This is a genomic window from Paenibacillus validus NBRC 15382 (assembly GCF_004000985.1).
GTDB classification, from domain to species: domain Bacteria; phylum Bacillota; class Bacilli; order Paenibacillales; family NBRC-103111; genus Paenibacillus_G; species Paenibacillus_G validus.
On sequence record NZ_BIMH01000008.1, the window covers coordinates 93,861 to 107,359 of the forward strand.

Consider the following 13,499-nt stretch of genomic DNA (forward strand, 5'->3'; position numbering starts at 1 on the left):
GAAGCAAAGCGAAGGGCGGAGGATACGCTAACCAAGCGTCGCAGCTCCGCTATGTTTGCAGCGGCATACGCCGGCAACATTTTGTGCGATAAACGCTGTCCTTTTACCAAGCGGAATGATAAAATTTTGTTAACAAGTCGAAGAAAGCGAAGAGGGGAACGGAAGGATGCCGAACCTAAGCGGGAAATACAACCGGGACACCGTTCAGGTGGAAGAAGCGCTGAACCGCATTCAAGCGCATGTTCGCGTGCTGGAGACAGAGACGGTTCCACTGGCGCAAGCGTCCGGCCGACGGGTGGCGGCGCGGATCGCCGCACCGCATCCGTATCCGGCCTTCCGCCGGTCGGGGATGGACGGCTATGCGGTAAGGGCGGCGGATCTCGCCGCGGCTAGCAGAGACACGCCCGTCGTGCTCGAGGTCGTCGAGCACATCCCGTGCGGCTGCGTGCCGGAGCGCCCTGTGGCCAGCGGCCAAACGTCGAGAATCATGACCGGGGCCATGCTGCCCGAAGGAGCGGATACGGTCGTCATGTTTGAGATGACGGAGACGATCGAGCGGGACGGTGCGGCCTGCATCTCGGTTATGAAGCCGCTTGTTTCGGGCACGAACGTGTCCGGGATCGGTTCGGAGGTGAGCGAAGCGGAGCTGCTGCTGGAAGAAGGGCGTGTCATAGGCGCAGGCGAGACTGCGCTGCTCGCCGTCTTCGGCATCACGGAAGTGCCGGTATACCGCCGTCCGACGATCGCGATCCTGTCCACGGGCTCCGAGTTGCTGCCGGCGGACGCGCCGCTGGAACCGGGCAAAATCCGCAACAGCAACGCCTGGATGCTGGCCGAGCGGGTGCGCGCGTTGGGCGGCATCCCGCTCGTGCTGGAGACGGCCGCGGATGAGCTGGAGCATGTGCGGGCCGCGATCCTTGAAGCGCTGGCGCAAGCCGACGCCGTTATTACGAGCGGGGGCGTTTCCGTCGGGGATTACGACGTGCTCGCCGACTGGCTTGTCTCCTGGGAGGGGACGACGCTGTTTACGAAGGTGGCGATGCGCCCCGGCAGTCCGACCAGTGCGGGCGTGTTGAACGGGAAGCTGATTTTCGCGCTTTCGGGCAACCCGGGCGCTTGTTTTGTCGGGTTCGAGCTGTTCGTGCGTCCGGCCTTGGCGGCGATGCAGGGAACGGCCGGTCCGGCGCTGCAGCGCATCCGCGCGCTGCTGGGCGAAGGGTTTCCGAAGGTGAACAACTATCCCCGTTATGTGCGGGGGACGCTGTCTTTTGCCGAAGGGCGAGTATATGCGGTCACGCATCGGCACAATCAATCGGGCAGCCTCATTTCCATTAAAGATACGACGGCGCTCATCGTGATCCCGGCCGGAGGCAGCGGGCTTCAGCCGGGGGATTTGGTCGACGTGCTGCTATTAAGCTAGAGGCGGAAGGACGAGGAATCGGATGGCAACGAAAGCGGTTTTTCAAGTCGTCGGGTATAAGAATACGGGCAAAACGACACTCACGTGCCGTCTCATCCGCCTGTTCCGCGCGGCAGGGTATTCGGTCGGTACGATCAAGCACGATGCGCACGACTTCGAGATCGACCTGCCGGGCAAGGATACATGGCAGCACCGCGAAGCGGGAGCGGAGGCCGTGGCCATCACCTCGGACGGCGGAGGGCGGACGTTCATCCTGGAGCAGCGGCCGCTTGCCTTGAACGAGCTGGTACAGCGGATGGCGCATCTGGATATCGTGGTGGTGGAGGGCTTTAAGTCCGAGGATTACCCGAAAATCGTGATCGTCCGGGAAGCCGGGGATCTGGCGTTGATCGGCCGGGTATCCCATCCGATCGCCGTCGCGGCATGGCTTGCTCCGGAGCAGGCGGCCCCCCATGCAGGGGGAACGCCTATCGTGGCGATCGACGACACGGAGGCGCTGCTTCGCGTCGTTGCGGACAAATTCGGGCTCGATATCGCGGGCGGGCAGGAGGAGAAGCGATGAAGCGCCGTATGTTGAAGGGCGTCATCGTGGCCGGCGGCCTCAATACGCGTATGGGGCAGGCGAAAGGGCTGATGCCGATCGCCGGGCAGCCTCTGATCGGGCGTACGGTTGCGGAGATGCATAAGGTTTGCGACAGCGTCGTCGTCGTCGCGAACGAACCGGAGCTTTACGCTGCAGCGGTCGGATCTGGCGCGGAGCTGATCGCCGACATCATCCCGCATAAGGGGCCGATGAGCGGCCTGCATGCGGCTTTGTCGGGTTCGTCGCACGATTATCATTGGGTCGTCGGATGCGACATGCCGTTCGTCTCGTCGAGGGTCGCGGCATGGCTGCTGCGGCGGCTCGAAGCGGGCGCTGCACCGGCGGTCATCCCGTGCGCCGGGGAACAGGCGCATCCGCTGCACGGGCTGTACCGCAGAACGTGCCTGCCGTCCGTGGAAGCGCGAATCCGCGGGGGCTCCACCGGCTTGATTCGCTGGCTGCATGAGATCGGGGCTGACTTCGCGACGGAACAGGAGCTGGCCGCAGCCGGATTGGACATCGATTTCGCGCTCAGCTTTAACGATCCGGAGCAGTACGCCCGGTGCGCGGCTAAGGCGGAAGCTAGAGCGGACCGCTCCTTGTAATCGAACGTCGTTCCCTAGGGGGGCGGCGTTTTCATTCTTTTATTGGACGGGTGCGCATATGGAGAATGTTTCCTGCCGGTTCCACGTTGCTAATTTAATATCCCCATTGTTAAATAAATAGCATATCTAAATTTAAGAAAGCCCATAAAATGAATAGTAAGCATGTTTAGGAGGCCAAAAGGTACGATGTCTATGAAGGCTACTCGCCGGATCGCTCTAATTAGCTGCATGCTGCTGACGGCAGGTGCGGTGATCGGCTGCAGCGCCGCCGCGGACCGTGACGTCTCGGATCCTACTAGCCCTGCAGCAGGCAACCCGTTTACCGGACAAAGCATCACGGTCTATATGGGGAACAGCGCGGCCGCGGATACGATCAAGTCCCTGCTTCCGGAATTTGAAGCCCAAACCGGCCTTAAAGTAGATCTGCTCAGCTTTACCAATGAACAGCTGAGCCAGAAGCTCTCGGTCCAGCTTACGGCGGGCAGTTCAAGTCCCGATGTGTTCATGATCCGCCCGCTGGAAGAGCTCAGGCTGTTTGATAAGAACGGATGGCTGCAGCCCTTGGACGAATACGTACGAAGAGATCCGGGCTATGACTTTGACGATTTCTTTCAATCGGCCATTGATTCGACGACAACCGGGGGGCGGTTAACCTCGATCCCGCTGTCTACCGAGCAGCAAATTTTATATTACCGGAAGGATTTATTCGAGCAGGCCGGGCTGGCCGTTCCCCGGACGCTGGATGAGCTTGAAGCGGCTGCACGCCGGCTGCACGATCCGGCCAGTGGCGTTTACGGCTTTGTCGCCAGGGGCCAAAGAAACGCTTTGGTTACGCAGCTCTCCTCCTTCCTGTATTCCGAGGGCGGGGATTTTCAGAAGAACGATCTTGCGGCGATCAATACGCCGGAAGCGATCAGGGGGATGACCCGATATATCCGGTTGTTGAAAAATTATGGGCCCCCCGGTGTCTTTAATATGGGCTGGCAGCAAGCCGCAGGCGTTTTCGCGTTAGGCAAAGCGGCTTTGTATACCGATGCCAGCGCGATCTATACCAATGTCATCAATTCCGGTCAATCGGCGATCGGCGACAAGATCGGGTATGCGATGTTTCCTGCGGGACAAGCCGGCGCCAAGCCTTTTAATATAACCGCTTGGGGGTTGGCGATGAGCGCCGCATCGGGCCGCAAGGAGGCGGCATGGAGCTTCATCCAGTGGGCGACGAGCAAAGACCTCGTGATGCATTCCCAGCAGCGGGGAAATCCCGGCGCCCGCCAGTCGGTATGGAATGATCCTCAAGGCGTTTCCGGGTTTCCGGCTGCGTATATTCCTGTTGTTACGGAATCGATGCGGGTCGGAGTGGGGCACGACCGCCCGCAGGTGATCAATGTAGGCGAGGCCCGCGAGATCATCGGGGATATTGTCATTCAGGGCTTGTTGGGTGAAGATATTAAGGCCGCCGCGGACAAGGCCAACATCAGCTTTCAATCGCTCATCGACAAGGAGAAGAGCCGATGAATACGTTCGGAAAAGTCATCACGCTCGTCATTTCTTTGCTTATTCCGATTATTCTTTTGTACATGTATTCGAATCAGGTAAGCGTTAATGTAGTCCGCCAAACGGTGGAGGAAGGAAACCGGAACCGGCTTGCCTTCTTCATGAGCCAAATGGAGATGATGATCGACCAATTAACCAAATATTCGGTGACAGCCAGTCGGGATTACAGCATTAAAGAATATTTGGACGGGCGGAACACGAGCAAGCCGCTCGTTCAGCTGCAGCGGCAAATGCGGATTGTCGACATGCTGAACATGCAAATTGCGACAAGCGCCTGGAACAATCAGATCATCTTATATTTGCTCGATTCCAAGGAGATCATCTCTACCGATTACTCGGTCCAATACGACGAGAACTATCTCCGGAATCCGGAGTTGAAGAAGTGGTCGCATCGCAGCGCGCTTACTTACGGGATGTACCAAACGTTTTTTTCCAGAATCAAGGAATCGGATATTCCCAACCTGTACATTGAGATTCGATTTACGGATGATAACATCAAGAACATGCTGAATTTATTGAAGCAGGGGGACAAGCGGGAGCCTTTCCTGTATCAATCCGGGATGGAGCCGATCCTGAACTACACGGCAGACCGGACGCTGGTCGGCCGGGTCGTCGAGCAGTTGGACCGTCAGGAGCTTCAGCACAGCGGCAGTATTACCGTATCGCTCAACAAGCAGAAATATATCGTCAATTATATTCGCTCCGAAAGTCTCGGGTGGTATCTGGTCGATATTGTCCCGCTGGAAAGCATCTTCGCGCCCATCATTACCAGCCGAAATTTATTTTATACGTCCATCGGCTTGCTGACGGCGATGAGTCTTCTGGTTACCCTGCTGTTGTACCGAAACGTGCAGCGGCCCATTCAGCTGCTGATACGGGGCGTGCAGCGCATTAAGGACGGCCAGTATTCCGCCAGGCTCAAGCAGCAGCCGAACAATGAATTCGACTTTCTGTTCATCAGCTTCAACGAAATGGCGGAGAAGATTCAAGAGCTTATCGAGAAGGTATATAAGGAAACGCTCCGCTCGAGGGAAGCTACGCTGAAGCAGCTGCAATCGCAAATCAATCCGCACTTTTTGTACAACTGTTTATTTTATATCAAGAACATGGCTAATCTGGGCGATAAGGAAGCGGTGGTGGCGATGTCGCTGAACCTGGGCGAATATTACCGGTACACGACAAGGCTGGAGAGCACGATGACGAAGCTCAAGGAAGAAGTCAAGCTGATCGAAAATTACTTGATGATCCAGACGCTCCGCTTACAGCGCTTACACTACGAAATCGACATCCCGGAGGAGATGCAGACGCTTGAAATTCCGCGCTTGTTGATTCAACCGTTGGTTGAAAACGCGGTGATCCACGGGGTAGAAAACAGCCTTCAATTCGGCGTGATTCAAGTGAAGGGCGAACGGGTGAACGGGATCAACAAGATTATTGTCGACGATAACGGCGTCGGTATTTCGGCGGACAAGCTGGAGGAGCTGCAGCGAAGAGTCGCCGAGCCTTTGGAAGAAGAAACGGGCTGCGGCTTGTGGAACATTCATCAGCGGTTGATTCACCTGTACGAAGGAACGTCCGGCTTATATTTCTCGCAATCGCCGCTAAACGGATTTCGCGTTGAACTGATTTGGGAGGACAAGACCGCTTTATCCAAGGAGGAATAGACATGTTTCAGTTGCTGCTCGTCGACGATGAGGCCAGCGTCGTCGACAGTCTGGCCGACACCCTTCCGTGGCATGAGATTGGAATCGGAACCGTATTCAAGGCCTATTCGGGCAGTGAAGCGCTGGAGATTTTAAATACGAATTCCATCGATATTATGATGACCGACATTCGGATGCCGGGCATGAACGGGCTGGAGCTGCTCGCGCGGGTTCGCCGCAGCTGGAAGAAGATCAAATGCATCCTGCTCTCGGGGCATGCGGAATTTTCCTATGCGCAGGAAGCGATTGCCCACGATACCTATGAGTATTTGCTGAAGCCGATCAGCGACGAAGAGGTACTGCTGAAGGTTGGCAACGCCGTGGAAGCGCTGCAGAAGGAACGAGACGAGAATCAATCTTACCAGCGGGTGGTCAAGACCCTGGAGGAGAATCTCCCCAAGCTCAGGGGCGAATTGTTGAATGAGCTGCTGCAGGGCATGAACTATTCGGCTGCGCGCCTGGCGGAGAAGCTGGATATGCTGAAAATGGACATTGTGCGCGAGGAGCCGTTCGCTCTGCTGCTCGTCCGGATGGAAGGCCAGCTGTCGGAGCTTGATCTATACAGCTTATCTCTCATGGAATACGCGGTCGCGAACATGGCGGAGGAAATATTCGAAGACGGGTTCCGGCTCTGGTCATGCAAGGACGTACATGGATATTTGGCATTCGTGGTGACGTTATCCGGTGAGAAGAAGGCGGAGCAGGCTTCCGCCGAGCGCTTCATGGAAGAAGCGGCGGGCCAGCTCCGACTGATGGCCTCCCAATTGCAGCTCAGTGTGAACCACTATTTGAAGGGGACCGTCTCGGCGTTAATCAGCAAGTGGGGGGTGTTCCCGCATGATGTGAAGAGGCTGTACGAGGACAGCTTGTTCTCTCTCCGCAGACGGGTGGGCAGTCAAAGCGGGCTGTTAGTTTATGTCGCTGACGAGATGGAGCAGATGCCAGTACATGCGCTGCAGCGGCTTTACGAGCCCCCGCTGCTCGTGCATTTGCTCGAGTCCGGCAATTGGGAGCAGACCGAGGAGAAGTTAGCGGCGATCTGGGAGGAGCTAAACCGGAAATGGGCGGATTCCCACGAGCATCTGGTGGAAGTGTTTTTCTCCATCTACGCTTCCTTCAGCTCCTACGCTCATAAAAACGGGCGCGAGCTGGCCGATATGATTGGCCCGGTTTTATCCGATGTGGCCGGTTTGACGCCGTGCCGTTCGATCACAGCTTTGCATCAATGGATCTTTCAATCGTTCAGGCTGCTTCAGCAGTGCATGGAGAACGAAACGAGGAACGAGCGCGAGAATGCCGTGCGGAGAATCCAGCATTTTGTGCAGAAGCATCTGGTGGAGAACGTTTCGCTGCAGGCCATCGCGGATCATATGTATATGCATCCGGTTCATGTATCGCGTATTTACAAGCTCGAAACCGGAGAAAATCTAAGCGATTACGTACTGCGGCTGAAGATGGAACAGGCTGCCGCCATGCTTGCCAACCCCGCGTTGAAAAACTATGAGATCGCGCTGCAGCTGGGGTATCAAAATCCGAACTATTTTATTAAGGTGTTTAAAAAGTACTATTCGGTAACTCCGCAGGAGTTCCGCTTAAACCTGGACAAGGGCGAAGACCAGTAGCTCTGGTCGTCTTCCGTGCAGCCCGCCTTCTTCAGAAGGCGGGTTTTTCTTCGTCTTTGGCAAAGTTTTTCCTTTTCATGCAGCGAATCGCAGATCACGTTAAGAATGTGCCATCGGGGTTAAATTGTTGTCATTTTAACGCGCAAGTAAACGCTTTACTATGGATGTAGGGGCTAATCGCGCAGAGGCGATAGCCGCCTAAACGAGATTACCACGGGAGGTCTTTCTTCGTATGAAAACATGGATGACAAGAACGGTGGCCGTCGCATTGATGGCTTCGCTTGCAGCGGGCTGCAGCAGCGGCGGAAGCGCCGGCACAACCGGAACAGGGACGACCAAGGAAGGAAGCGGAAGCGCGGCAAGCGGCGGGCAGAAGCCAACCTTGACCTTTTGGATGAAAAAGCAGCTGTTCGAGGATCAGAACAAGCTGATTCTGGAACGGGCCAAGCAGTTCGGAGTGGACCAAAATGTGAACGTAAACATCGAGCTGATCGCTTATGAAGATTTTTATCCGAAATGGTCCGCGGCGATCGAGTCGAAAACAACCCCTGACGTTTCGTACTTCGGCTACCAGGAGGTCGGCCAGTTCTACGGCAAAGACGTGCTGGAGGACTTGAGCGACGTGGTCAAGAAGCTGGAGGGCACGAACGGCGAAATCCAGGAGAGCATGAAGAAGGCGGTCACGTTCCAGGGCAAGCAATACGCCGTGCCGTTCTGGACGGAATCCCAGGTGCTTTACTATCGGAAAGATCTGCTGAAGAACGCGGGCTTCGACGCCCCTCCAAAAACGTGGGAAGAGTTCAGAAAAATGGCCAAGGCGTTAACCGATCCGAGCAAAGGCGTATACGGCGCCGGCATGGGCTACGGCAAAGGCAACTCCGATGCGGAATTCCTGACGCGCGGCATTATTTGGTCCTACGGCGGCTCCCTCGATACGAAGGACGGCAAGACGGTCATCGTGAATTCGCCGGAATCGGTCGAAGCGACGAAATTTATCCGCGATATTTTCCTGACGGACAAGAGCACGCCGCCGAGCGCGCTCGGATGGGATGACAGCGGGAACAACAAAGCGTATTTAAGCGGCCAGGCGGCGATGATTTTCAACGTCGGAAGCACCTTGGCCACCATTAAGAAGGATAACCCGGATTTGTATGAGAAAACCGGGATCGCCACTTATCCGGCAGGACCGAAGGGAACCTTCATTCCGGGAATCAGCAACAACCTGGGGATTTTCAAAGATTCCAAGAACAAGGATCTGGCCAAGCAGTTTGTCGAGTTCATGCTGAATGCCGACTGGTATAAAACATGGATCGAGAAGGGCGCGCCGTTGACAGGACCGGTTTATACCAAATTAACGACCGAGCCGGTTTGGCAGGAAGAGAAGAATAAAGCTTTCGTCGAGTCGGTCAAAGGCTTCAATTTCTTGGGCTTCCCGGGCGAGTACAATCCGAAGGCCGGAGAAATATTCAACCTGCGCATCGTGAACGACGCGTTCCAGAAGCTGCTCCTGGAGCCGAATTATACGCCTGAGACGGCGGTTAAGGATCTGCACACGAAGATTGAGGAAGTTTACAACAAAAAGTAATCTTTACATTTCACGCTATGGAATGATCGCGCAGTGCGGTCGTTCCATAGCTTCACAAGTAAGGCGGGGATAAGCTTTGAGAACGAATACGGACAACAAACTTGCCTATATGCTGATGAGTCCCGTGCTGATTTATTTACTTGCCGTTATGGTCCTTCCGTTCGGCTGGGCGCTGTACTTAAGCTTTACGAATAAGGTTGTGGGCGTACCGGCAACGTTTACCGGCTTGAGCAACTATATCGAGCTCATGAAGGATTCGTTGTTCTGGAAAGCGGTATGGAATACGATCATCTTCACGGTCGTGGCGGTTATCGGCAAAACGGTATTCGGCATGATCATGGCGCTCGTTTTGAATGAGAAAATCGTGCTGCGCAATGTGTTCCGGGTCCTGCTGTTCCTCCCGTGGACGATTCCGACCATCGTGTCGGTATTTACGTGGCAGTGGATTTATTCCGATGTCGGCGGCGTGCTGAATTTTCTGCTGCTGAAGACCGGACTGATCGGCGCTCCGGTCGGCTGGCTGGCTACCCCGGATCTTGCCATGTTCTCGGTTATTCTGGTGAACGTCTGGAGAGGGATTCCGTTCATGGGGATTGCCATTCTGGCGGGTCTGCAGACGGTATCCAAGGAAATGTACGAAGCGGCGATGCTGGACGGCGCGGGCGCGGTCAAGCGGTTCATCTACATGACGCTGCCTTCCGTCAAGGAAGTGACGGTGCTGGCTGCCGTGATGACGACGATCTGGACGCTTAACGACTTTGAAATCATTTGGCTGCTGACACGCGGAGGCCCATCCAACGGCACACAGGTTTTATCCACACTTAGCTATACGATCGGATTTTTAAATATGAGCTTGGGGAAAGCGATTGCCATTGCCATTCTGACGATGCCACCGTTGATCATGCTGATCAACTTCGTCACGAAGCGTTCGCTTTCGTCCGACGAGTAGGTGAATGCGCATGGAAAATAAATCGATCGGCAAACAAATTGTCGTTTACGTCACGCTGGCCGTCCTCTTAATATGCGCGCTGTTTCCGCTTTATTGGATGGTGAATACGTCCTTCAAATCGCAAGGCGAAATCTATAATATGACGCCATCCTTCTGGCCTAAAAATTTCACGTGGTCGGCTTATGTGAAGCTGATTATGGAGAAAGGTTTTCTTACCAACATCAAGAACAGCCTGCTGGTCTCGCTGATCGTTGCTTTTCTGTCGATTGTCGTCAGCATGCTGGCGGCCTATGCGATCTCCAAGCTGCGCTTCCGGGGCCGCACCATGATCTCCAAAGGCATTCTGTATGCCTATTTAATGCCGCGGGCGGTGCTGTTCATTCCGCTGTACATGCTGGTCTCCACGATTGGATTGAATGATTCGATCTTTGGTTTGATGCTGATCTATCCGACCATTACGATTCCGTATGCGACCTGGATGCTGATCTCGTACTTCAAATCGATTCCCGTTGAAATCGAAGAGGCGGCGATGATCGACGGCTGCACACGGGCCCGCACGATGCTGAGCATCATCTTCCCGCTGTCCGCTCCGGGGATTGCGGCTACATTCATTTTCGCGTTCACCTTGTGCTGGAGCGAATACTTGTACGCGCTGGTCGTCGTGACCAAAAGTGTCGACAAGACGATTACGCTCGGATTGTCCGACATGATCGTGGGTGACGTCTTTGCATGGGGTCCGCTGATGGGCGGTTCCATCATTGCTTCCATTCCGGTCATCATCATGTATCTGTTCACTTCAAAATATATGGTTAGCGGCATGACCGTAGGAGGAGTTAAATAATGACAAGATTGAACAAGGTGCTGGTTACGGCGACCAATTATTCGACGCTGTGCGCGGAAGCGAAGCGTCTTCTGGAAGAGGGCGGCTGCGAAATCATCGAGAACCGGGTGGGACGTCCGCATACGTTCGAGGAGCTGGTTCCTCTCGTATCGGATATCGACGGCGTCATTGCAGGCGTCGATACCTGGGATGAAGCCGTGTTCAAGCTGGCGCCGAATCTGAAGGCGATCGCCCGTTTCGGCGTAGGCGTCGACAACATCGATTTGGCCAAAGCGCGCGAGTACGGCATTCAGGTGACCAACGTGCCGGGAGGCAACGCGAACGCCGTAGCCGAGCTGGCCGTAGGGCTGATCTTGTCCATGATCCGCAACATCCCTGCCTTGCATCAGTCCGCCAGACGCGGGTATTGGGACCGCTATGTGGGGGAGGAAATTCAGGGGAAAACCGTCGGGCTGCTGGGATTCGGCAATATCGCGCAGATGACGGCGAAGAAGCTGCAGGGCTTCGATGTGAAGCTCATCGCCTATGATAAATATCCGAACGCAGATAAAGCGAAAGAATATGGGGTTGAACTGGTTTCTTCGGATGATGTGCTGAAGCGCAGCGACGTGGTCAGCATGCATCTGCCGAGCTTGAAAGAAACGTATCATATGATGAGCGACGAGCAATTTTCGATGATGAAAAAAACCGCGTTTTTCGTAAATACGGCCCGGGGAGCGCTTGTCGATGAGAAGGCGCTTCACCGTGCGTTGCAAACGCGATCTATAGCAGGCGCGGCCATTGACGTATATGAGCAGGAGCCGGTGTCGGCGGATAATCCGTTATTTCAACTCGACAACCTGATTTCGACGCCGCATACGGCAGCCGAAACGGTTGAAACGTACCGCCGGGTAGGACTGGTTACGGCGCAAGCGCTGCTTGATGTGTTCGCGGGTAAAGAACCGGCGAATTTGCTTCGCTAGCCGGGGCGCAGCTTTGTCATGCACAGGCTGAAAGCGATCAAGATTCGGGAGGAGTCCGCTTTATGAATGGTGCGTCGGACGGCCGGGGCGAAGGGATACACTTGAACTTGGGGCGCGTGAATCTTGCGGCGATGGAGCCTGTCCGGCTGCCTCGGATGGTTCCGGTCAGACAGCGGTTCGATGCGAGGCGCATCGATCCGGAGGACATGGAAGCAATCATCGGCGGTCAGTTCCGGAGAGAAGACGTTCGCGGTAAAATTACGCCCGGCATGCGAATTGCCGTAGGCGTCGGGAGCCGGGGGATCGAGAATCTCGCGCTCATTGTCCGCGCAGTCGTTCAGGAACTGAAGAAGCTGGGCGCGGTGCCTTTCATCGTTCCGGCCATGGGCAGTCATGGCGGAGGAAGAGCGGAAGGCCAGGAGCGGCTGCTCGCCGGGTATGGCATTCACGAAGAGAATGTGGGGGCGCCGGTCCGGGCCTCGATGGATACCGTCTATCTGGGCACCGTGCTTGACGGTGTGGAGGTTCACTTCGATCGAATCGCTTACGAGCAGGCGGACGGTATTATCGTCGTTGCGCGGATTAAGCCCCATACCGACTTTAAGGGCCCGATCGAAAGCGGCATTCTCAAGATGCTCGGCATCGGCCTTGGCAAACATAAAGGGGCCAGCTATTTGCACAAATTCGGCATGGAACGCTTCGGCACCCTTCTGCCGGCTGTCGGAGCGCTGATGATGGAGCGGACGCCCATTCTTGGCGGCGTGGGCATCGTCGAAGATGCGTACCATGAAACGGCGCATATTGAATTTGTGCCGAAGGAGCAGCTTCCGCACCGGGAAGAACAATTGCTCGCCGAGGCGAAACGGTTGATGCCCCGCTTGTGGCTGAATGACATCGATGTTCTGATCGTCGATGAAATCGGGAAAAACATCAGCGGCAGCGGCATGGACCCCAATATTATCGGGCGCTCCGGCGCGAGCAGGACGTTCGGGGAAGGCCCGGCGATCCGGAAAATTGTAGTCGGAGGCTTAACGGAGGAAACGAAAGGAAGCGCGGTCGGCATCGGCCTGGCCGATTTTACAACACGCCGGGTTGTGGAGCAAATCGACTTTGCGACCATGTATACTAACGTGATTACCGCGATGGAAATAGGCGGAGGGAAGCTGCCCCTCGTTCTTCACAATGATGAAGAGGCCATATCCGTAGCCGTCTGCACGGCGGGAAGAAGAGAATACGATCAGGTGAAGGTCGTCAGGATCAAGCATACGCTGGCCTTGGAGGACATTCTCGTCTCGGAGAACTTGCTTCCGGAGGTAGAAGCTCATCCGATGATGGAAGCGACCGGCGCCGCCCGGGAATGGAAGTTTGATGCGACCGGGCATTTGATCGGGTAGTCCGCTTCGATTTAACACAAAATCATTCATTTAACGTCACTCCTGGATGGAGCGGCGTTTTTTTATGATCCGTCCACTTGCGTATCCATCGCATCTTAGTCCTTCGTTCGCGGAAGTTTTCCATATCCGTCGTTTCCGGTACGTCCGGCGGGAGTCGGTCGTTTGCGTTCCCGGGGGCAAGAAAACGGCCCGCACGCGGCGGGCCTAAAGCTTACTATATGAAAAAAGGGGGGTTAACTAAATCATAACCTATGAATGTTAAGAGAATATCATCGCTATAT

General features: G+C 55.4%; 11 protein-coding genes. All 11 read left to right on the forward strand.

The genetic code is table 11. From position 1 onward, the window contains the following. The first annotated feature begins 166 nt into the window (after nt 1-166). The 11 genes from PVA01S_RS08335 to PVA01S_RS08385 all read left to right on the forward strand — a co-directional run bounded on the left by PVA01S_RS08335 (nt 167) and on the right by PVA01S_RS08385 (nt 13,218). Nucleotides 167-1,420, forward strand: a complete 1,254-nt coding sequence (locus tag PVA01S_RS08335) for a molybdopterin molybdotransferase MoeA (protein ID WP_127606764.1) — start codon at nt 167-169, stop codon at nt 1,418-1,420. A 22-nt stretch (nt 1,421-1,442) separates the two neighbouring features. Continuing rightward, nucleotides 1,443-1,982 (forward strand): molybdopterin-guanine dinucleotide biosynthesis protein B, encoded by a 540-nt coding sequence (gene mobB, locus PVA01S_RS08340; protein ID WP_054795771.1) that lies wholly within the window; start codon nt 1,443-1,445, stop codon nt 1,980-1,982. Then, nucleotides 1,979-2,608 (forward strand): molybdenum cofactor guanylyltransferase, encoded by a 630-nt coding sequence (gene mobA, locus PVA01S_RS08345; RefSeq protein ID WP_164751774.1) that lies wholly within the window; start codon nt 1,979-1,981, stop codon nt 2,606-2,608. Before mobB ends, mobA begins: the two co-directional genes overlap by 4 nt. Nucleotides 2,609-2,794: 186 nt before the next feature. Further along, a complete protein-coding gene (locus PVA01S_RS08350; RefSeq protein WP_230876176.1) occupies nt 2,795-4,123 on the forward strand; it encodes an ABC transporter substrate-binding protein in 1,329 nt (442 codons plus the stop codon). After that, complete coding sequence (locus PVA01S_RS08355; protein ID WP_127606768.1) at nt 4,120-5,826, forward strand: sensor histidine kinase; 1,707 nt, start codon at nt 4,120-4,122, stop codon at nt 5,824-5,826. Before PVA01S_RS08350 ends, PVA01S_RS08355 begins: the two co-directional genes overlap by 4 nt. A gap of 2 nt (nt 5,827-5,828) precedes the next feature. Next, a complete protein-coding gene (locus PVA01S_RS08360; protein WP_127606770.1) occupies nt 5,829-7,487 on the forward strand; it encodes a response regulator in 1,659 nt (552 codons plus the stop codon). Between the two features lie 232 nt (nt 7,488-7,719). After that, nucleotides 7,720-9,072 (forward strand): ABC transporter substrate-binding protein, encoded by a 1,353-nt coding sequence (locus PVA01S_RS08365; RefSeq protein WP_054795773.1) that lies wholly within the window; start codon nt 7,720-7,722, stop codon nt 9,070-9,072. 76 nt (nt 9,073-9,148) lie between these two features. Then, complete coding sequence (locus PVA01S_RS08370) at nt 9,149-10,021, forward strand: carbohydrate ABC transporter permease (RefSeq protein WP_230876177.1); 873 nt, start codon at nt 9,149-9,151, stop codon at nt 10,019-10,021. A 10-nt stretch (nt 10,022-10,031) separates the two neighbouring features. After that, on the forward strand, nt 10,032-10,862 hold the full coding sequence (locus PVA01S_RS08375; RefSeq protein WP_127606772.1) for a carbohydrate ABC transporter permease: 831 nt from the start codon (nt 10,032-10,034) through the stop codon (nt 10,860-10,862). Then, nucleotides 10,862-11,824, forward strand: coding sequence for a phosphoglycerate dehydrogenase (locus PVA01S_RS08380; RefSeq protein WP_127606774.1), 963 nt, complete (start codon nt 10,862-10,864; stop codon nt 11,822-11,824). The genes PVA01S_RS08375 and PVA01S_RS08380 overlap by 1 nt, the downstream gene beginning before the upstream one ends. Before the next feature lie 62 nt (nt 11,825-11,886). Beyond that, nucleotides 11,887-13,218: a nickel pincer cofactor-dependent isomerase, group 22 gene (locus PVA01S_RS08385; protein WP_127606776.1), complete on the forward strand. Its 1,332-nt coding sequence runs from the start codon at nt 11,887-11,889 to the stop codon at nt 13,216-13,218. Nucleotides 13,219-13,499 lie beyond the last annotated feature (281 nt).

Excerpts from the sequence above, each read along its gene's own strand:
- PVA01S_RS08355 (WP_127606768.1), top strand. The coding sequence starts at position 4,120 with ATGAATACGTTCGGAAAAGTCATCACGCTCGTCATTTCTTTGCTTATT.
- PVA01S_RS08380 (WP_127606774.1), top strand. The coding sequence starts at position 10,862 with ATGACAAGATTGAACAAGGTGCTGGTTACGGCGACCAATTATTCGACG.
- PVA01S_RS08375 (WP_127606772.1), top strand. The coding sequence starts at position 10,032 with ATGGAAAATAAATCGATCGGCAAACAAATTGTCGTTTACGTCACGCTG.
- PVA01S_RS08385 (WP_127606776.1), top strand. The coding sequence starts at position 11,887 with ATGAATGGTGCGTCGGACGGCCGGGGCGAAGGGATACACTTGAACTTG.
- PVA01S_RS08335 (WP_127606764.1), top strand. The coding sequence starts at position 167 with ATGCCGAACCTAAGCGGGAAATACAACCGGGACACCGTTCAGGTGGAA.
- PVA01S_RS08365 (WP_054795773.1), top strand. The coding sequence starts at position 7,720 with ATGAAAACATGGATGACAAGAACGGTGGCCGTCGCATTGATGGCTTCG.
- PVA01S_RS08360 (WP_127606770.1), top strand. The coding sequence starts at position 5,829 with ATGTTTCAGTTGCTGCTCGTCGACGATGAGGCCAGCGTCGTCGACAGT.
- mobA (WP_164751774.1), top strand. The coding sequence starts at position 1,979 with ATGAAGCGCCGTATGTTGAAGGGCGTCATCGTGGCCGGCGGCCTCAAT.
- PVA01S_RS08350 (WP_230876176.1), top strand. The coding sequence starts at position 2,795 with ATGTCTATGAAGGCTACTCGCCGGATCGCTCTAATTAGCTGCATGCTG.
- mobB (WP_054795771.1), top strand. The coding sequence starts at position 1,443 with ATGGCAACGAAAGCGGTTTTTCAAGTCGTCGGGTATAAGAATACGGGC.